This is a genomic window from Chitinophaga deserti (assembly GCF_003149455.1).
Taxonomy (GTDB): Bacteria; Bacteroidota; Bacteroidia; order Chitinophagales; family Chitinophagaceae; genus Chitinophaga; species Chitinophaga deserti.
This window is the reverse complement of the sequence record NZ_QFFK01000004.1, coordinates 501,030-519,401: the sequence shown is the minus strand read 5'-3', so window position 1 is coordinate 519,401 and position 18,372 is coordinate 501,030. Positions and strand designations below refer to the sequence as shown.

At 50.4% G+C, this 18,372-nt stretch carries 18 protein-coding genes; 4 read left to right on the top strand and 14 right to left on the bottom strand.

Annotated features, from left to right (window positions below):
* Position 1: 1 nt before the first annotated feature.
* Complete coding sequence (locus DEV76_RS11920) at positions 2 to 1,168, top strand: glycosyltransferase family 2 protein (protein ID WP_198652039.1); 1,167 nt, start codon at positions 2 to 4, stop codon at positions 1,166 to 1,168.
* On the opposite strand, the gene DEV76_RS11915 is transcribed toward DEV76_RS11920, so the two are convergent.
* From DEV76_RS11915 to DEV76_RS11860, 12 genes are all read right to left on the bottom strand, one after another.
* Positions 1,143 to 1,805 carry a class I SAM-dependent methyltransferase gene (locus DEV76_RS11915; RefSeq protein WP_157962849.1) on the bottom strand — a complete coding sequence of 221 codons (663 nt, stop codon included), beginning with the start codon at positions 1,803 to 1,805 and terminating at the stop codon, positions 1,143 to 1,145. The two genes, DEV76_RS11920 and DEV76_RS11915, sit on opposite strands and share 26 nt — an antisense overlap.
* 25 nt (positions 1,806 to 1,830) lie before the next feature.
* On the bottom strand, positions 1,831 to 2,604 hold the full coding sequence (locus tag DEV76_RS11910; protein ID WP_109698121.1) for a formyltransferase family protein: 774 nt from the start codon (positions 2,602 to 2,604) through the stop codon (positions 1,831 to 1,833).
* A complete protein-coding gene (locus DEV76_RS11905; protein ID WP_157962848.1) occupies positions 2,601 to 3,479 on the bottom strand; it encodes a carbohydrate deacetylase in 879 nt (292 codons plus the stop codon). The genes DEV76_RS11910 and DEV76_RS11905 overlap by 4 nt, the downstream gene beginning before the upstream one ends.
* A gap of 16 nt (positions 3,480 to 3,495) precedes the next feature.
* Entirely contained in the window at positions 3,496 to 4,512 is a 1,017-nt protein-coding gene (locus DEV76_RS11900; protein ID WP_109698119.1) for a glycosyltransferase family 2 protein, read from the bottom strand.
* Between the two features lie 27 nt (positions 4,513 to 4,539).
* Positions 4,540 to 5,169, bottom strand: a complete 630-nt coding sequence (locus DEV76_RS11895) for a hypothetical protein (RefSeq protein WP_109698118.1) — start codon at positions 5,167 to 5,169, stop codon at positions 4,540 to 4,542.
* Positions 5,166 to 6,449, bottom strand: a complete 1,284-nt coding sequence (locus DEV76_RS11890) for a hypothetical protein (protein WP_109698117.1) — start codon at positions 6,447 to 6,449, stop codon at positions 5,166 to 5,168. The genes DEV76_RS11895 and DEV76_RS11890 overlap by 4 nt, the downstream gene beginning before the upstream one ends.
* A gap of 10 nt (positions 6,450 to 6,459) precedes the next feature.
* Positions 6,460 to 9,246: a peptidase associated domain and porin domain-containing protein gene (locus DEV76_RS11885; protein ID WP_109698116.1), complete on the bottom strand. Its 2,787-nt coding sequence runs from the start codon at positions 9,244 to 9,246 to the stop codon at positions 6,460 to 6,462.
* 3 nt (positions 9,247 to 9,249) lie between these two features.
* Positions 9,250 to 10,488 (bottom strand): 6-bladed beta-propeller, encoded by a 1,239-nt coding sequence (locus DEV76_RS11880; RefSeq protein ID WP_157962847.1) that lies wholly within the window; start codon positions 10,486 to 10,488, stop codon positions 9,250 to 9,252.
* Positions 10,489 to 10,499: 11 nt separating this feature from the next.
* The gene (locus DEV76_RS11875; RefSeq protein ID WP_109698114.1) at positions 10,500 to 11,135 is read right to left on the bottom strand and encodes a hypothetical protein; all 636 of its coding nucleotides are present in this window, start codon (positions 11,133 to 11,135) and stop codon (positions 10,500 to 10,502) included.
* Positions 11,132 to 12,328 (bottom strand): 6-bladed beta-propeller, encoded by a 1,197-nt coding sequence (locus DEV76_RS11870; protein ID WP_157962846.1) that lies wholly within the window; start codon positions 12,326 to 12,328, stop codon positions 11,132 to 11,134. The genes DEV76_RS11875 and DEV76_RS11870 overlap by 4 nt, the downstream gene beginning before the upstream one ends.
* Before the next feature lie 88 nt (positions 12,329 to 12,416).
* On the bottom strand, positions 12,417 to 12,869 hold the full coding sequence (locus tag DEV76_RS11865; RefSeq protein ID WP_157962845.1) for a hypothetical protein: 453 nt from the start codon (positions 12,867 to 12,869) through the stop codon (positions 12,417 to 12,419).
* Positions 12,870 to 13,482: 613 nt separating this feature from the next.
* Positions 13,483 to 14,514: a S41 family peptidase gene (locus DEV76_RS11860; protein WP_109698111.1), complete on the bottom strand. Its 1,032-nt coding sequence runs from the start codon at positions 14,512 to 14,514 to the stop codon at positions 13,483 to 13,485.
* 166 nt (positions 14,515 to 14,680) lie between these two features.
* Here DEV76_RS11860 and DEV76_RS11855 point away from each other — a divergent pair, with 166 nt between their 5' ends.
* The 3 genes from DEV76_RS11855 (at position 14,681) to DEV76_RS11845 (ending at position 16,433) form a co-directional block, all read left to right on the top strand.
* Positions 14,681 to 15,205, top strand: coding sequence for a TetR/AcrR family transcriptional regulator (locus DEV76_RS11855; protein ID WP_109698110.1), 525 nt, complete (start codon positions 14,681 to 14,683; stop codon positions 15,203 to 15,205).
* Between the two features lie 10 nt (positions 15,206 to 15,215).
* Positions 15,216 to 15,626 carry a nuclear transport factor 2 family protein gene (locus DEV76_RS11850; RefSeq protein ID WP_198652038.1) on the top strand — a complete coding sequence of 137 codons (411 nt, stop codon included), beginning with the start codon at positions 15,216 to 15,218 and terminating at the stop codon, positions 15,624 to 15,626.
* Positions 15,627 to 15,698: 72 nt separating this feature from the next.
* Positions 15,699 to 16,433, top strand: a complete 735-nt coding sequence (locus DEV76_RS11845; RefSeq protein ID WP_198652037.1) for a DNA alkylation repair protein — start codon at positions 15,699 to 15,701, stop codon at positions 16,431 to 16,433.
* A gap of 10 nt (positions 16,434 to 16,443) precedes the next feature.
* Here DEV76_RS11845 and DEV76_RS11840 read toward each other — a convergent pair whose 3' ends face one another.
* Both DEV76_RS11840 and DEV76_RS11835 read right to left on the bottom strand, forming a co-directional pair.
* Positions 16,444 to 16,872, bottom strand: coding sequence for a hypothetical protein (locus DEV76_RS11840; RefSeq protein WP_109698108.1), 429 nt, complete (start codon positions 16,870 to 16,872; stop codon positions 16,444 to 16,446).
* 191 nt (positions 16,873 to 17,063) lie between these two features.
* Positions 17,064 to 18,233: an exo-beta-N-acetylmuramidase NamZ family protein gene (locus DEV76_RS11835; protein ID WP_109698107.1), complete on the bottom strand. Its 1,170-nt coding sequence runs from the start codon at positions 18,231 to 18,233 to the stop codon at positions 17,064 to 17,066.
* Positions 18,234 to 18,372 lie beyond the last annotated feature (139 nt).

The following is an 18,372-nucleotide window of genomic DNA, read 5'->3' as shown; positions in this document are numbered from 1 at the left end:
CATGCAATTATCTATTGTTATTCCCTGTCTGAATGAAGCCCGTACCTTAAGGACATGTATTCGGAAAGCAAAGGCATTTCTTGCTGCTTCCGGCATCCGGGGAGAGATCATCATTTCCGACAACGGCAGTTCTGACGGCTCCCTCAATATTGCGGCTGAAGAAGGCGTGCGGTTGCTACATGCGCCGGAGAAAGGTTATGGTATGGCGCTGATGCATGGGATGAACCTGGCCGAAGGATCGTTCATTGTGATGGGCGATGCAGATGACAGTTACGACTTCCTCGATCTTCAGCCGTTCGTGGAAGCGCATGAGCGGGGCGGAGACCTCGTAATCGGCAACCGCTTTCTTGGAGGGATTGAAAAAGATGCTATGCCTTTCCTGCACCGTTACCTCGGCAACCCGGTATTGACGGGCATCGGAAGGTTATTCTTCAAAGCAGGGATAGGAGATTTCCATTGCGGCCTGCGGGGAATTTCAAAATCGGCATATGAGGCGCTGGATCTGAAAATGCCCGGGATGGAATTTGCGTCGGAGATGATCGTTAAAGCATCACTTAAGGGATTGAAAATCGTGGAAGTGCCCACCCGCCTGTATCCTGATGCCCCGGGCCGCAAACCGCATCTCAATACCTGGCGCGATGGCTGGCGGCATTTACGCTTCCTGCTACTGTTCTGCCCGCGGTGGCTGTTCTTTTATCCCGGACTGCTCCTTGCAGCAGCAGGTGTTCTGGTGGCTTTACTGCTGACCGTGCGGGACCTGGCTTTTCCCGGATTTATGCTCGGCGTACACACGCAGTTCTATACGCTGATATTGGCCGGCATCGGGCTGCAGATGTGCTTCTTTTCATTACTGGGGAGGTACCTGGGGGAACTGCGGGGCATTTTCCGGGTGCATGGCCGGCATCAGCGGCTGATCCGTTATATCAGGTCTGCCAGTGGCTTCTGGAGCGGCATGGTATTGTTTGCAGGTGGATTGCTGCTGGGGGCACAGGCCTTGCAATTCTGGGCGGAACGCCATTATGGCTCGCTTGACCCCTCGGTAACGTTTAAGACAATTCTGCCCTCAGGCTTCCTGTTATTGTTTGGCTTTCAATTGATGGTAGCCTGTATGTTTCTGAACCTATGCCAGCTGTTCATGAATATCAGGCAGGAGGGCGCGTCTCAATAACGGCAATAAATTGCCATTCAGGGCGCAGGATCCGCCCGAGAACCGGCAGGTGCGCATACAGGTCTATACCCGTATGCTGGACCGCCACGCGATAACCAAGACGCTGGCATACAATCCGGAAGGTTTCCGGAGTGAAGTAACCTTCGGGCACCGGCACACCATTTGCCCAGTTCCCATAAAAATCCATCGCCTGTAATACAGCGCGGGAATATCTTCCGTATTCGAAATGATCCTTAACAACCAGCCGGTGCGCTACCCGCCCCGCTTCCCGCAATAAGCCGGGTATATCTTCCGCATGATGCAGCACATCGGCCAGCAGGGCCACATCAAATGCTCCGTTTGCAAATGGAATCGTTTGTCCGTTATATTGCTGGTATTGGGCATGCGCAGCAGTACCGCGGGGCGGGTGTAAATCAATACACTGCCAGGTAGTGTTACCCGCCATATTATGGATGCCGGCAGAAAGCTGCATGTCTCCACAACCTATATCGAGGCAATGCTGCGATGGTACGCCGGGTGGTGATGCGAACATGGGCGCCAAAAATTCCGTGAGTTGCTTTATCCGGCGCAGGTGAGATACCCGCTGATGAACATGGCGCATCTGCCGCTTTAGGGTAGTGGTAATAGTATCATACATCCAATAAATATTTAGATGCCAGGTGTTAGATAAACTTTCTGTTCTGCTGCCTGAATTCTTCCCAATGCCCTCTGTCAGGGAAACTGAAGTAAGACGGGGGATGAACATCAGGCAGGGGCTTTACGCCGTTCCGGATATTCTCCAGCGCCATAAAACAGGCTTCTGCGCTGTATTTAAAGCATTTGATATACAGGGAATCTACGGTATCATGCGGCTCCACCGGTATCTCCACCCGTCCGAGAATCCTCCCTTTGTCAATCCTTTCCGTCATTTCATGTACAGTGACCCCAACGCTGGCTTCCTTGTTACGCAGTGCCTGAAATACAGGCCACAACCCGCCGTAAGAGGGCAGCAGCGCACTATGCCGGTTGATGCAGCAGGGAGCCGATTCAAGCATTGCTTTTCGGAAGATCAGTGAGTTTGAACTCAGGATAACGTCTGGCCGCAGCTTCCTGATCCGATCGGTATGTTGAGGGAGATTAATGTTTTGACCGGGTTCGAAGTATTCAATACCAAAATGGCGGAGTACGGATTTGACGCTATAGAAAGGGCCGCCTTCAGATTTGCGGCCGAACCAATCTAGCCAACTGAAGCGGGCCTGTTTCCAGGCGAGCCGCGCCATTTCGGAAGGGAGGAGGAAGCGGTAATTCTTCTTCAGATAAGTATTGAGGCTGCTCTGGCGCGGAATGTCCGTCACCAATGCGGCCCCAACATATTCGTATTGCCTGTTGCGCAGCAAAGCCGCCACAAAATCAGGTTGATAGAAGTTGGTTTCGTCTATGACGAGGAAAATTCTCATAACGTTGCGGATAGGATTTTTTTCAACTGATCGCTTTTCGCCAGCGCCGCTTCCCGGGAACGCTGCGGTGCCGTATAGTAACGCGCGAATTCCGGCTGCGTTGGCCAGTTGATCCGCCCGGCATTCGCTACACCGCCAGGGTGCAGCAGGATCTCCACGGAAGAGCCCACTTTGCCACGGAGGGCTTTAATACCCGCCTCAATGCTATCTGCCGTCATACTCCCGGTACCCAGTACGCCGATGAAATACGTATTATGACCAATGTCAGCAGCCATTAGCGATGCCCTCGCACTCCTGCTAAGCCGGTTCAGCAGGAGGTGCTTCACGATATTGAGACTGCAGTAATGCTGCCAGCTGCGGAGCGAGAGATAAAACCGCTCCCTTGGCAACCGGATGAACGAGACGGGCCTCGTTTCCGTTAGGCGCAGCAGTTCACGGAATACAAACGGGATCATATGTACATGGGTATGACTGTCTACCGCCACTGCCGCATCCGGCGAGGCGGCCAGGTACTTGTCTATTTGAGCGGCCAATTCCACCGCTACCTGTTCCGCCAGTTGCTTCTTTCCTGTTCGCCCAGACCACGTGTACCGCCACCACAATCCGGCGAAGGAATGCCGGAACCGTCCGGAAGCATCCGTAAGTGCGGGAACATTATGGCTCACAGGTTCCCCTTCTACAAGGTTCAGGTGCAGGCGTGCAACGCAACGGCCCGGCTGCGCTTTCAACAACTGCATAGCTTCCCCGAAATAAGGTGTGTTGCAAATGACGCTGACGCTGCCAACGGAACCGCCGTCTACACACGCTAGGATCGCCTGTGTGATCTCCGGACAAAGGCCGAAATCGTCTGCATGTACAACGATATCAGTTTTCATACTATTGGTTTTGCGTTTATTCAAGTACTTCCTCAATATGGTAATGCGGCCTGCGTTTGGCTTCCGTGTAAGTGTTGGCTACATATTCCCCGATCACCCCGAGGCAAAGCAATTGCAGTCCTCCGAAGAAGTACATTGGCAGGGTAATAGATGCCCAGCCCGGCACCACTTCACCCCGCATATAAACGACCAATACATTGATGCTGAGCAGTATGGAAAACAGGAATACCGCTATCCCAAGGAAGGTGATCATCCGGATGGGCACGCTGCTGAACGCTGTTACGCCGCGTGCGGCGAGCGAAAGCATCTTGCCTAAGTGATATTTCGTTTTGCCCTGCCGCCGCGGGCCCTGCGTATATGAAATGGTACCAAGACGAAGGTTAATCACGGTAAAGATGCCACGGAGAAAAAGGTTGGATTCCTTGTACCGGGCGATTTCCTGCAGCGCCTTGGCCGACAGCAGCCGGAAGTCTGCATGGTTCTCTATCAGCGTCACCCCCATCTTGTCCATGATCTTATAAAACATCCAGGCAGTCATTCTTTTGAAAGGGCCATCGGTGGAGCGGTTACTGCGTACACCGCAAACAATATGGTAGCCTTCCCGATGGAGATCCAGCATTTTAGGGATCACATTCAGATCGTCCTGAAGGTCCGCATCAATGCTGATAGAGCAATCGACCTTGTCTGTCATATACTGCAGCCCCGCCAGCAATGCAAACTGATGACCGCGGTTGTTGGACAGTTTGAGTACCCGGTAACAATCCCGTTTATGTTGTTGCAGCAGGCGGAAAGTGCGGTCTTTACTGCCGTCGTCTACAAACAGGATAAAACTGTCTGAACTGATGCGTTGCTCATCCTGCAGCCGTTCAAGCAGGGTACATAATGTGTTGATGGTGTATGGGATGGCTTCTTCTTCATTGTAACAGGGCACTACGATGCCCAGCCTCGGCGCGGTATACTCCGTTTCATGCCTCAGGCCGGTTACATGGCCGATGGCAGCGTGGGATTCCGGGTTCGGTAACAGGGGATGCATTGGGGATAGATTGAAGGGTGTAGAATGTTAAGGCCGCTTGTGCGAGGCCAGTTGTTCAACATAGCTTTCGGTGACGCATTGCAATTCTGGCCGGGGAATAAAAACATGGCGCATGGCCAGATCTTTATCCAATGCGAAGAGATAGGGCAGCTCCGCGTCTTCCAGGGCATTCTGCAACGGTGTGCCGAGGCGGTATACCGGTATGGCAGATGCAGACTGTGCCACAAGTGCCTGATAAGCCGCCTGCCGCCGCTGTACCGTATCCGTCAGGAGTACGAGCCGCAATCCGGCGCGCCGGGCGGCAGCGCTCACTTCATCCATGATGTGATTTTCAGGCGTGGTGCACCGGAAGAAAAGCGTTGCCTCCTGCGAAGCGATCTTTGCCAGCAGGTGCTTCCGGCCGAGAGTATCCTGCAACAATGTGGAAGCTGCAACCGGCCGGCCGTTAACCAGGCCCGCAAGGAGGGGATAGTTATTCCAGGGATCCGTCTGCCGGACGGCTTTCTGGTTGAGCTTTACGATTTTCCCGGGCAGCACAACCAGTGCTACCGGTGGTGACGATTTTCCTTTTGCCAGTAACACGAAAATATTCGTGCATGCCATGATGACAACAAGGATGGAAAGTATCCATACGGACCGGTGGGTTTGTTTTATCATGATGCCAGGTTAAGTTTAGACCAGTTTTGAACGAGTTGATGGCTGTAAAGGCAGAGCAGCGTCAGGTAAGCAGACAATCCCACGGCCACTGCAAGCCGCCATATATTCCCCCTGCGTTCCAGCATTCTGACGCAAAAAGGAACGATAGCCAGCAGCATCGCCAGTAGCGGCAGGTACATGTAGCGGTCTGCTACAATAGACGATCGCATCATGGGAATGATATGTAGCACCAGCACAAGGTGCAGGAAAAAGTACCCTGCGCAGAACAGCATGTAATACCGCCAGTGCGATTTCCGCAGCAAAAAGATGCCCACGGCTGAAAGCATCGTCAATCCCACTGCATATAAATAGTAAGTGAACGGGAAAGCCGCGTGGGGGCTAACAGGGAAATGATAAAAATAATGCAGGTTGAGCGGAACGAATGCGTTGGTAAGATAAAAGCTGAGACAATAGAACGACAGCAGCACGCGCTGCAATGCATCATACTGGATGATGGGTACCAACTGCGTGTTCAATACTACGTTGGCTTTCCGGGCAATCAACCCGAATGTCACTGACACGATCAACTGAAGGGCCAGGCCATAAATGACGCCGTTCATCTTCCATAACGGAAGCCCCCGGTGCAGCCGCAGGCAGCCTGCGTACAACAATCCCGTTACAGGCACTATAATCGCCTGTTCCTTACAGCAGCATGCCATTACAAGGAATGCTAAGCTCCCCGCCAACCAACCGGCTTTCCCATCCATGCCCCGCATCAGGCAATAGGTGGATAACAGGGTGAACATCGTGAACAACACCACTTTAGATGCTGAGATCCAGGCAACCGATTCCACGTTCAACGGATGCACCGCCCAGATAAAAGTGATAATGGCAGCGGAAATACCGGCCTGCGCCAGTTCAAAATCTTCCATCACCCTTTTTACCACCAGGTGCACCAGCAGGATGTTGATCATATGAACGATCAGGGAGCCGAGGTGAAAGTAGTAAGGATCATACCCGTTGATACTGTAGAGGGCGTAGTAATACAGTGTGTTAAGAGGGGAATACTGAATATCGTTAAAGCTGGTGAATACTTCATACAGGTAAGCCATACTGAACTGCGCCGGATGCACGAGTTCATATTTGATCAGCATCCAGTCGTCGTCAGGGTTGGAGAAATCAAGCGTAGTGACGGGGGCATAAATGAATGCCACGATGGCCAACATCACCGCCGCCAGCGCCAGCTTAACGGGCAGTCGGAGGGCGGGGGTCTCATATAGGCGGAGCGATAGGGTTTCCATATCGAAAGGACTATTTGTGTTTGAATTGTCTCGGATAATAGGCTACCGACAGCATGAAATATTGCGTGAGCACGTTTTCCGTACCGGTCGTCAGCCTGTTGCCGAAACCGGTGTTTACAACGGCTGTGTTCTGCCGCAGGAGGTCCAGTGCATGGAGCCTGATCTCTGCATTGTTCCCCCGGAGGAACCTGCAGGTGGCTCCGGCATTCCATATCGTGTAACCGATGGCCTCGAAGGCGGAAGACGCATTCCGGTTGTACGTTACATTACTGTCGAATGAAAGGCGCTTTCCTGCATTCGCTTTTACACTAAGTTGGGTAGCGAAATTCCTGTTCCGCAATACCGTTTGCTCCAGCCCCGATTGTTTCGCACGGTAAAATGCGGCTGATTGGGAAATATGCACCGCCCACCGGTCTGTATGTGCATATTCCAGCAGGAAGGTATGCTGATGGCTGAGCGAAAGCGCGTTGCTGCGGATGCTATTAACGAAGTAAGGGATATGCGACAACTGCAATTGCGACTGGAGGCGGGAGTTCAGCAGGTTCCGGTTAAACTTTGTTGGTTTGATAACCTCCCCTGACAACCGGCCATACCGGTATCCGTTGGCATTCACGATGTAACGTGTCGTTCTGCCGGTATTGTCTGTCAGCGAACTGTCTGTCATATACCGGTCCCTCAGGCCGAGTGTAGCCGCCAGCTTGTACGTGAAATCATTAGGCCGGCGTTGCATGAATTTGTCCAGCGTGAAAGTTACCGCATGGTCTTCCGAATGACGCAGGAACGGATTGCCGGCATCGAAGTAATAAATTCGGATGCTGTCTGCCAGCGGAACCAGCTGCTCCGGCTCCGGGAACTGATTGGTTTTTTTATACGTTAGCCGGTACCAGTCGCTGTAGGAACCATATTCCGAACGCTGGTATTCAACCGTAGCCTCCGGCACCGGGCTGCTGTAAGATTTATCGTAATTCCGGAATGCAAGGTTGGATGACAGCTCCTGCCGGTAAAATTGCATCCTTGCACCTCCACGAAGCAGCCAGCGGTGTTCGTATCTGTTCGTCAGTTTCCGATAGAAAGACTTTTGCATATACAATCCCGGAATGATGTTCAGGGATGTGAATTCCGAACGGTGCGTTAATCCGTAGTTGATTACCGGGTGCCCGCCTGCGGATCGTACATCCGTCACTACCTGATCCTCATTCCTTGACTGTATGCCCAATTCGTTCTGCAGGCTGAGCTGGATGCCTCCCAACTGCTTTATTGTAAGGTTGCCGGATGCAGCCGTTAGTGTATGGTACATGTGCCGCACGGACCTGTTGTACTTGCGGTCGTAGTCGATACCGTTACCAGGCGTGGCAATGGGCCGGAAAATGGTAGCCTGATGGATATCTGATTGCTGATCTCCCGCCTGCAGGTCATACTGCAGCCTGAAGTTGCGGAAACGTTCGCCCGGTTCAGTATTTTGGTAATATGCCTGAAATCCGGCCCCTTTATAGGTTTGTTCCTGCCCGGAGCGGTTGGAGCCGGTGCTTTGTATTTCCCCGCGTATAGCGGCCGACTGCGTATTTTCCTGCCTGCTGCTCAGGCGGTTATATTCAAGGCTTGGTGTGAGGTAGAAGATACGGTGGGGGAGTACGTTTTCGTAGCGCGCGCCAAAGGTTGAGCGCGTCCTGTCCGTAAATGTGCGGGAAACGGAGCGCTGCACAAGCTGACTGTCTGCCGCCAGTTGTGTGGTGGATTCCAGATCGGATCGCCCATCCAGCGCATCGTTCCGTATGAATAAGTTGGAAGACAGGAGATTTTTTTCCTGCGCACCGGCGTTGGGGCGGAAGTCGTATTGCCACATAGCGCCGCCACCGTAAAAGTCGTTGCGCCCTTTCCGCCTGAAATCCGGCTGCATGTCCATGGTAACACCGGAGCTGCGGAAAGTCTGCTGGTTGAGTAGCGCCGTCATATCGTTAGCATCCCGGTTAGTGTTGTTGGCGGCCCCGGCGAGCGATAATTGCATTTTTGGATTAAAAAGGCTGATACTGCCCTCTGCATCAAAGCGGTCTCCGGTACCATATCCCGCACCCGTTTTACCGAACTTACCTGCAGTTCTGCCGGATTTAAGCCGGATGTTCATGACGGATGTGGAATCATAAGGATTACCATTGTTCGTTTGCTGCTTGTACACCTGTATTTTGTCTACCGAGTTTTTCGGCAGGTTTTGGGTGGCCAGCTTTGTGGCACCGCCGAAGAAAGGCTTTCCGTTTACGAGCACCTGGGATATTTCCCGGCCGTTGACAGTAATGGTTCCATCTCCCCAGATGGTGACGTTATTGATCTTTCGCAACAGATCTTCCACCACGGCAGAAGAATCGAGTCTGAAGGCATCAGCATTGAATTCCAGGGTATCACCGTTCATCCGTACGGGTGGAACGGATTGTACAACGAATTCCTTCAGCCGGGTGGCAGAAGATTCCAGGAGAAAATCCTTCAGGTCCAGCATACCGCCCTGCGCCGGCAAGGTAGCTGTTTTCACGGCGTCGGTGTATCCTACATAACTGGCAACGAACCGCAACGGTATACCGGAAGGCAACTGCCGGAAGGAAAATTCGCCGGAACTGTTGGACAGCTGGAAACCGAGCAGCAACGAATCCTGAACACGGTATACCGCCAATGTTGCGCCACGGAGCAGGAAATTGCGTGCCGGATCCCGGACCGTGCCTCGCACCTCACCGGCAGGCACTGGTTTTGCCTGCCAGGCGAATACCGGGGTGGCTGCAAATATCGCAAGGATGGTTAGTATCCATCTCATTCGCTACAGTTGTTGTTTGGGTTTAAGTTTAATGATAACCGGGTTGGCTTTCTTATTGCCCTTTTGGAACCAGGAGGCGAGCTTTGCAGGATATTCCGCTTGTTTGGAAGCGCTTTCCGCCTGATAACCGAATAGGGTGACAGCTGCATAATTCGTATAAAGATATCCCTCGCTGGCATCGAGAAAATTGCTGTTTACGAACTCTACGCCATTGGCGTCGTCCGTAACGGGCAGGAAGTGGGAAGCGGCATCCGGTATCAACTGGTTGACGGACACGAGCCGGCCACTGTTCAGTTCCATCACGAAAGAATCGTTATGTTTCAATCCCCCGTTAACGGTGGCCAGCTTGAAGAATAACAGGTTGCCGAATGTATAAACGTTCCCGATATGAAATACGAAATCAGGATGATTCATCAGATACTGAAAGCGCGTATTCTTCAGCGCCGGATCTTTTAAGAAACCGGGCGGCAGCGTATGCTGCAGCGGCAGTTTCACCCGGAAAGCGGTATCCATCCCTGTTGCTGAAATCCGGTATACATTGTAATCATACGGCCGGGTGAAAAAATATGCCCCATTCATCCCTGCCGGGTAAAATGAAGCATGTGAAATATGTATGTAATCGATGGGGTGTATTTCCGCCGATTGCCGTTGATACGGGAAATATCCGGCAATAACTGAATGGCCCCTTGTTACGAAAAGCTCATTGCATGTTGTATCGGGATACTGCGGGCCGGGATCGTACAGTACCCGCGCTACCGCATCCTGCCCCAGTGGTGCTTCTTCGCTGTTAATAAACCCGAGCGTGTCTTCCCGCAGGAATTTCCCGTCGGTGCCGTAATAAAACTGCCGGCTTCCTTCCTTCAGCAGAATAGTTGCGTTTTCCGGGTCGGCGCTGAAGCTGCTGATGGTACCGCGATGGGTGCCGCCCTTTCCGAGGCGGCTCCCGGCAATCTTATGCAGGAATTTGCCGTCGCTGCCAAAGATCAGCACAGCATTGGTTTCCCGATCGTGAATGATGAACCGGTCCTTAATGACGCGCATGGAATGTATCTGGCCGAAAAGGCTTTCACGGTTTGTTTCCAACGGGATGAACTCCACGGATTCGAATACGGAGGAAACGGGCGCACCCTGTGATTGTGCCGGATCGATCCGTAAAGTTACCGGTGTGGAGGTAACCTGAGCGGCTACGTCTGCCGTCAGTAAACCCGCCAGCAAAATAAGCGAGTATCGATGAGTGTTCATGATGAGTTGCATCAGTTGTGTAAATATTTGGAAAGGCTTTGGATAAAAGCAGCATTGTAGGTCGGTTCCGACTTTACAGGGAAGAAGAAATCCTGGATCTGCAGGTTCTCATTCAGTGTAAAGAAATACGGCTGAAGGGCGTTTTCTGCCGGCAAACTCAGGCCTCCTTCAGGAACAGTGAGTACCTGCGCCGATTCTCCGATCTTCTTTTGCGACAGGTAAAAGCGGAGGTTACGCTCATCCGGGAAAGACCCTATGATGTAGTACCGGAAAGCGTCTCCATATTGTTGCCGGATGCTCCGCAGTATTACAAGGCTGGTATCAATACAATCTACGCAATACCGGTTATCAATCCGGAGAAAAAGCGGAGGCTGCATGGTGGGCAGCACCAGGAAAGGCATATTTAGCTGCTGGCCCGTGGCAATGTCATATAGGGCAACGGAATCCGGCGCGGGGCGGTTATTATTAAATTGGGCGTTGAAATTGGCGCTCAGGATATCTTTTCGTGACTGCACCAGTTCATTCTTTTCCGTTGCCGTTTGTGCAAGGGCCGCACTTGCATTTTTGCGCAATGCGAGGTAGCCCCATACAGATAAGATGACAACGAGGCAAAGCAGTATTTGAAGGATGCCGGTGACTATCTTCATACTTTTTGTTTTTTCTTCAGGTGAAGGCGGGCAATAATGGTATGGAAAGGCGCAGCGTTACCGATTTTCGCTTTCCTGGCGGATTCGGGCAGCACTTCGTCTTTGAAAGCAATCATGTTATCGAGGGAGAGAAACAATTGTTGTCCATTGGTGCCATTGGCTGGTGAATTTTTCAGCGGGATGGAGTCAATATCGTTTTCAATGTCGTAGAACGAAGTGGAGACGCTGTCGCTAAACTGATAGCTGTAGCCGCATATAATGTTGTCTGCAGTAGTATACTGGCCGAAAAGGAAGCCGGGCAACATCAGCGGCACGCCTGACATGCGGGGAAGTTTCCGGGTGAGGGAAAGGTATTCATCATAAGATTTGGCGCCGTTGATCCGCTTTTCAACATCTGTCTTGCCAAGCTGTACATCTGCATATGTTTCCAATACCATGGTTTCAGGCCGGAAACGCAGAAGGGACCGGTAATCGGGCGATTCCAGCAGCACTTCCCTGCTGATGGGGTCTACACGCAGGTAAGGCCTTTCTGTGGGTACCTGTATGCTGGTGTTCCGGGCACCTTTGAACCAGCCTTTCAGGTATTTACCGTCGGTATTGAAAAAACAAAGTCGTTGCATATCATAGGGATCTTTGGGTACCGACTTCTGGATTTCGCGGTAAAAGAGCATACCCTTGCTGCCTGTAATTTCGAAGGTGGCGAAATAACCATGGATGGGCACTTCGCGCAGGAGATTGCCCTCATTACTGAAGAAGAATACTTTTTTATTGACCGCACTGTAAATACCGATCTGCTCCGTTTCCGGATCTACACTGATATCGGTTACGGCCCCTGACCCGCCGGGAATATCAGTTTCACTGATCTTTCCCTGAAGCGTTCCCTCGTAGTCGAACAGGAAAACTGCACGGGCAAGCTGGCGGTCGTGCAGCACGATGCGGTTACTGGTGTAATAGATCTTCGATATCTCCCCGAAATCGCCGGATGCTTCGGTAGGTTTGAGTACGATGTATGAAATGGTATCAATAAATCCGGATAATTTCCACCGGGGCATTTCCAGCATCATTTTTTGCAGGGGAACGTTATAGACGGGTTTGATCTGAATCGTGGCCGCTTCTTTGGTGCCGGAGGTCTGGCAGGAAAAAAAGGGGAGCGCCAACATAACGGGAATAGTGATTTTCAGGAATGGATGCATAAGATTGGCGTTGAGCGTTAAAATGCCGGGACTGCTCCTAGGCATCAGTCCCGGCAGGTGATTACATTTACCTCAATGCTGAGGTGGATCAGGAACCGGAACCAGAACCTGAACCGGAGCCGGTGCCTGTGCCGGTGCCGCTACCAGAGCCGCCGCCCGTCTGGGTGGAAGAGCAGGCAAATGCGTCGCAGGATTGGCTCTCCGATCCGGAATTGCATGAATTCTGAATGCCTTTAAATGTAAGCGTTTTAAGCTCAAATTTAGGCGGGTTCCAACCAACCTGTAAGTACACAGATACGGTACAATTGCAGGAAGTTACGTTGTTGGTCTGACCGGATACCGTTGTAATAGTAGCCTCAGGACATGCGGAAGGCACTGTACCGCCCGAACCTGAGCCCGTATCAGTTCCGGTATCGTCGAAGGTTGCTTCGTCAAATGACAGGAAAGAAGAGGAGGTAAAGGAAGACATCGAAATCGCAAGGCCGGTCAGAAAGACGCAAATGGCCAGGATCGCAGAATACTGCTGAATCTTTCTTAGCATAATTGGGTTTTAACTGGGTGATGAATTTGGGTTTATGGTGCTTATCGATAAGTAAGGTTTACAAAGCGCCTTCCAATCGGGGGATACTTCCGGCGATTTAGGAAAATGCCATGGGTTGTAGCGGGAAATACGCCGTTATATAATAGGTACAAGTCACGGTAGAAGTACATGATTGATTCCCCGGGATTGCCCGAAATAATTCAATGCTGGAAAATGATGAATGCAAGAAATGTCCGGCTGGCTAATAGATAACAGCAAATGGATCATCATAACGTCAAATTAACTTATCAATATACAAACAACATTCTCGTCACGGGATAACAATGCACAGTTCACAGGGTTTTCAATTTTCCGTTATCGCCTCAAGCATAATAATCCAAGATATATTTTTTTTTTGAATGAAGAATATTTTTTTTTACTTATCATGATTGCGGGAATGTTTATTGCAGCGCATGGTGGCGGGACAGTACAACTTCCCCTTTCATATCACCGCTATCCTTCACGCAACGGAACCCAATGTGTGAAACTCCTGAGTCGAAGGAAGGGCGCCTGCACGCACTGGGGCATTAGTCTTAAAAAGTAGCACCAAATAATAGATGGGCCTGTATTGGCCTCACCACGGCAGCAGCTTTATCAGCTTACCAACATCCCCATCAGCAGGGAGCTTACAGGGAAAGTCGGGCACCAGTTTATTAACGGCATCCCGACCGGCCGGGCGGATCCATTCCTTTACGCCAAAGCGCAGTTGCAGGCCGGTATTAGGCAGCACAACGGAATACATTTCTCCAAAATGGGTGGGGTGGCCGGTGGCCGGAGATTCTCCTGCGAGGCGGGCTATCTTGTTATCCTGCACCAGTGTGGCGAAGAGGATGGCGCTTGAAAATGTTTCGGGGCCGATAAGTACCATCACTTTTCCTTTAAAGCGGTTAGCCACTTCATCGGGGGTTATGCTGCGGGAGGATGCATGCAACACTTCGCCGGGTGCGGTTTTCTCATACACTTCATCTTTAATACCCCACGATTTTATGGTGGCAAGGTATTCATTACTCCGTTTCCAGTTCATGGAATAGGAGCGGTAAGGTTTACTGTGGATGCGGTTAATCAGCATACTGCCTACTGCAGAAGCTCCGCCATCGTTACTGCTTACATCTATCAGCAGGCGCTTTACACCATCCTGCCTTATCAGCACGAAAATACTGTCTATACAACGTTCGTATACAGGAAGGTCCTGATTACCTCTGGTGCCAAACGATCTTGCGAAGATATAACCCGTATTGCCATACCGGCGATACTGGATGTTTGTAGGCACACTGTCTGCGTAATTCAGGGTTTTGCGATCAGCTTTTGGCTTTATAACGGTAAGGGCGGCATGCTCGTCGCCCAGGGGCAGGAGGGCTGTGGCAGCCTTATCCCGGAATGCAGTGAGGCTTAATGGCGTGGTTAGTCCTGCTTCCAGCGAATCCAGATACTTACTGTACTGTTCTTTTGTAAGCTGGGAGAAGGGATTGGCGTGCGCATTAAACAATTGACTCCGGATGAACTGAAGATCTTTCCGGAGGGCCGGCGGGGCGTAAAGACTATCCTGCGCAAAAGAGGAAACCACCGGGAATAAAAACGGTACTAAAGTGGAGAGGACTTTATACATAAGAATGGCGTTTGCCGAAAGATAATTGCTTTCCTAGAAAAGTGCAAAGGGGCCGGTAAAAATTGAACGCTCACATCCATAATAATAGTTAAATAAAAAATATACATAGACAGACTTGTCTGTTTGTTTAGGATACGCTACTTTTGTATTCATAAAGCATAAGGATATGAACGCTCCCAGGGAAAGATTAATCCATACAGCTACTGCCCTGTTTCACCAGCAGGGGTACAACAGCACCGGGATTAACCAGATTATCAGCGAAGCCAATGTTGCCAAAGCCAGCTTCTACCAGCACTTTAAGTCGAAAGACGACCTGTGTGTGGCCTTTCTGAATACAAGACATGATTACTGGTTTGCAGAACTGATGGCTTTCGTCTCTAAGTCTAAAAGCACTAAAAAGCGCGTATTAAATGCCTTTGATTTCATCATTCACATGAATGAAAAGGAAGATTTCAGGGGGTGCAGCTTTCTGAACATCTTATCAGAAATATCCAAAGAGCAGGACGCCATACTCGCTGTTATCCAGGCACATAAAAGCGACCTCAGGCAGTTCTTCGATACGGAACTGGGGGATGAACTGCTGTCGGCACACATCTACATGTTATTTGAAAGTTCAATTATAGAAAGCCAGCTTTTCAAATCGAATGAGTTGGTCAACAAATCCAAAAGAATCGTGAACAGTTTAATCTAAGCTTTTTATTATGGAACAGAAACATCCTTTACCTCCATTTACATTGGAGTCAGCAAAACAAAAGATCCAAATGGCAGAAGATGCCTGGAATTCAAGAAATCCGGAGAAAGTGTCTTTGGCTTACACCATCGACAGCGAGTGGCGTAACCGGAATGTGTTCGTTAATGGCCGCGAGGAAATCGTGCAATTCCTGTCGAATAAATGGAATAACGAACTGGATTACAAATTGAAGAAAGAATACTGGGCACATACGGAAAACAGAATAGCAGTGCGGTTTGAATATGAGTATAGAAACAAAGAAGGAAAATGGTTCCGGGCCTATGGTAACGAGAACTGGGAGTTTGACGAGAACGGTTTAATGGAAAAAAGATACGCAAGTATCAATGATCTTGAAATAAACGAAGCTGACAGGCATTTGTAACAAAAGATTGCAGTTTTCATAGAAAGCCTCACAGCCATGTGTGGCTTTTTTTATGCTTAGCCTTAATCCGGCATGAGGGAGTGGAGCATAGAAGAAAATGTTTTAAATTTGAAGTACCCGCTGGCCGGGGAACCTATTCATCTATCAACAAATCATAAGATTGCCATGAAATTATCTTCAAGCGCAACCACCATTCTGGAACAAATTACCGCCAATACTAAACTCGGAGACATACGGAACATTGCCAAGCGCATTAAAACGGATCACGGGCTGGCGATGGAATTATGGTCTGCCGGCAAGTTCCTTCCCAGGATGCTGGCGATCTTAATCATGGATAATAAACTTGTTTCAAAAGAACTGATCAATGACCTTGACAAGGATATGTATACCCATCCGGTTGATGAGCGAAATCAGCTGATGGACTGGCTCATGGCCAATCAACTCACGAAAAACAAGAAAACCATTGCACTGATTGAATCGTGGGAGAATAGCAAGTCTGCCTTACAAAGACGGACATTCTGGTACTATCAGGGCCGTTTAAGATGGACAGGGCAAACACCGCCAGCCAATACACCGGCATTATTAACGCAAATAGAAGCCAACATTGCCAAAGAAGACCCTGCTGTGCAATGGGCTATGAATTTCACAGCGGGGTGGATTGGCATATATGATAAACAATACCGCGCCCGCTGCATTGCCATTGGAGAAACAACAAAACTTTACAAAGGGGATAAGGTTTCAAAAGGATGTACCCCCAATTATCTGCCGGAGTTCATTGCCATTGAAAGTGGTAAACGGGGGTTATAAAGCACAGGTATTAACCCCGTTTTTCCCAGGAACCTTTATCGTCGAGAATTTTCAGATAGCTGTTATAGGGTTCGTTAGGGTGATGAAGCTGATACAGCTGATCGGTTAACGCGGTGAGAAAGTTAAAGAAAACGGAAAAGTCTTCTTTTGAGTTGTAAAAACTACCCCATTCGCCTAATATCCAATGTAATGTTTTGCCGTTGCCCATTGTGATTGAAAATTCGAGATGCGGAAAATCGGCTTCGGTACGTTTATAATAGTCGTATTGTTGCCCCCCTAACAATGAGATCTGCCGGGCAGGAACCTGAATGGAGCGTATCTCTGCATACAATGCATCACCGAAACAGGCACTGGTAAAGCCTTCTTCACTAAATGTAACCGTATCTTCCGACTGCCTCTGGGAAGCCGCTACAACCAGCCTGTAAATAGCAATTATCATTAATGGTAAGGAGATCAGCAATAGCCAGCCGGGAAGATGCCGGTTCGACCGTACCACTAAAATACTCACGGTAAGTGTAACAGTCAGCAACGTGACGAAAAACCATAGCAGAATAGTTAAGGATTTCCTGCTGTTATTAAAACGGAAGTGGTAGGTGTTCATATATGGTCAAAAAGTAAGCTAATATAGTTTTAATATAGCAGGAACGGTGCGATCCTTTCCGGCCAGTCTCCCGGGGCCGTATACTTTGCGATATCTTCCCATCCGCCTTCAGCCTTCGCGGCCACCAGCGATTCCGCATCTTTTACCCCCAAAAGCAGATCCAGATGCCGGGTTCCGGCGCGGTTTACATAAGTAGGGTAGGGCGCCCATGAGAAATGACCGGGGTGGAGATCCCGGATTAGCCGTATCAACAACCAACCATTCCTGACAGGCCTGAAAACACCCGGATCCTGGACATGCAGCATGATACCACTGCATTTTTGCCCCTGATACTTACCTTCCGCAGGAGTAAAATTTACCGGCCTTGCATACACGCCTTCGGGATGATAAGCATTGAACAACTTCGCAATACGTGGGCCATCCATCCAGGGAGCGCCGGCAACCCGGAAAGGCGTAGCCGTACCACGGCCTTCGCTGACGTTGGTTGCCTCCAGCAGGCCCATACCCGGATACAGTAAAGCGGACTCAAAACAGGGAATAGCCGGAGAGGTTGGGATGAAAGATGAACTCCAGTCGGGGTAAAACATCGTCCGCTGCCAGTTCTGACAGGCGATTACCTCCAGCTGGAGGCTGTGCTCCATGCTCCTGATTTTTTTGAAATACAGCGCCAGTTCACCTACAGTGCAGCTGTGCCTCAGGGGGATGTTCCATCTCCCGATAAAGCTGCTGCAGTTGGCTTCGTCCAGCAACGGGCCTTCGGCGAGGTGCAGCCTGCCGGAGAGGGGATTGGGCCTGTCTGCAATCACGAGGTACTTTCTGTGGGCGGCGCAGGCTTCCATGACATGGGTCATCGTCCAGAGGTAGGTGTAGAAGCGGCAACCGATGTCAGGGATATCGAATAGAACGATGTCTATATCAGAAAGGTCGTTTTGATCAGGCGCCAGTTTGCCGCCGTAGAGGCTGATTACCGGAATCCCTGTGAGGCGGTCAATTCCGTCGGGCATTTCCCTGCCATCTTCCCCGGTGGTTTCTAGACCATGTTCCGGGGAGAATAGCCGGGTGATGTTGAAGCCTTGCGTCAGGAGTGCCTCCCGGGCAGGCCGGAAGTCTACCGTGGATGCGGCGTGATTGGTTACCAGGCCTATCCTGTGGTTCTTCCAGGCGGGTGGGTGAGATAATAAGGTGTTGATTCCCGTCATTTGTGGCGCTTATTGCTACAAATTAAGGAATATGGGTGGTAGATGTAGGTGGGAACTTTTGATAAGTACCATGGCAGTATAGGCTGTATAACCATAAAAAGCCCCGCCAGTCCTTTGACTGGCGGGGCTTTCGTACTTT

What these genes read in the sequence shown, in the direction of transcription:
- DEV76_RS11905 (WP_157962848.1), bottom strand. Translation starts at nt 3,479, where the DNA reads ATGAAAACTGATATCGTTGTACATGCAGACGATTTCGGCCTTTGTCCG.
- DEV76_RS11900 (WP_109698119.1), bottom strand. Translation starts at nt 4,512, where the DNA reads ATGCATCCCCTGTTACCGAACCCGGAATCCCACGCTGCCATCGGCCAT.
- DEV76_RS11835 (WP_109698107.1), bottom strand. Translation starts at nt 18,233, where the DNA reads ATGACGGGAATCAACACCTTATTATCTCACCCACCCGCCTGGAAGAAC.
- DEV76_RS11865 (WP_157962845.1), bottom strand. Translation starts at nt 12,869, where the DNA reads ATGCTAAGAAAGATTCAGCAGTATTCTGCGATCCTGGCCATTTGCGTC.
- DEV76_RS11890 (WP_109698117.1), bottom strand. Translation starts at nt 6,449, where the DNA reads ATGGAAACCCTATCGCTCCGCCTATATGAGACCCCCGCCCTCCGACTG.
- DEV76_RS11860 (WP_109698111.1), bottom strand. Translation starts at nt 14,514, where the DNA reads ATGTATAAAGTCCTCTCCACTTTAGTACCGTTTTTATTCCCGGTGGTT.
- DEV76_RS11850 (WP_198652038.1), top strand. Translation starts at nt 15,216, where the DNA reads ATGGAACAGAAACATCCTTTACCTCCATTTACATTGGAGTCAGCAAAA.
- DEV76_RS11920 (WP_198652039.1), top strand. Translation starts at nt 2, where the DNA reads ATGCAATTATCTATTGTTATTCCCTGTCTGAATGAAGCCCGTACCTTA.
- DEV76_RS11910 (WP_109698121.1), bottom strand. Translation starts at nt 2,604, where the DNA reads ATGAGAATTTTCCTCGTCATAGACGAAACCAACTTCTATCAACCTGAT.
- DEV76_RS11845 (WP_198652037.1), top strand. Translation starts at nt 15,699, where the DNA reads ATGAGGGAGTGGAGCATAGAAGAAAATGTTTTAAATTTGAAGTACCCG.
- DEV76_RS11915 (WP_157962849.1), bottom strand. Translation starts at nt 1,805, where the DNA reads ATGTATGATACTATTACCACTACCCTAAAGCGGCAGATGCGCCATGTT.
- DEV76_RS11880 (WP_157962847.1), bottom strand. Translation starts at nt 10,488, where the DNA reads ATGAACACTCATCGATACTCGCTTATTTTGCTGGCGGGTTTACTGACG.
- DEV76_RS11855 (WP_109698110.1), top strand. Translation starts at nt 14,681, where the DNA reads ATGAACGCTCCCAGGGAAAGATTAATCCATACAGCTACTGCCCTGTTT.
- DEV76_RS11840 (WP_109698108.1), bottom strand. Translation starts at nt 16,872, where the DNA reads ATGATAATTGCTATTTACAGGCTGGTTGTAGCGGCTTCCCAGAGGCAG.
- DEV76_RS11885 (WP_109698116.1), bottom strand. Translation starts at nt 9,246, where the DNA reads ATGAGATGGATACTAACCATCCTTGCGATATTTGCAGCCACCCCGGTA.
- DEV76_RS11895 (WP_109698118.1), bottom strand. Translation starts at nt 5,169, where the DNA reads ATGATAAAACAAACCCACCGGTCCGTATGGATACTTTCCATCCTTGTT.
- DEV76_RS11870 (WP_157962846.1), bottom strand. Translation starts at nt 12,328, where the DNA reads ATGCATCCATTCCTGAAAATCACTATTCCCGTTATGTTGGCGCTCCCC.
- DEV76_RS11875 (WP_109698114.1), bottom strand. Translation starts at nt 11,135, where the DNA reads ATGAAGATAGTCACCGGCATCCTTCAAATACTGCTTTGCCTCGTTGTC.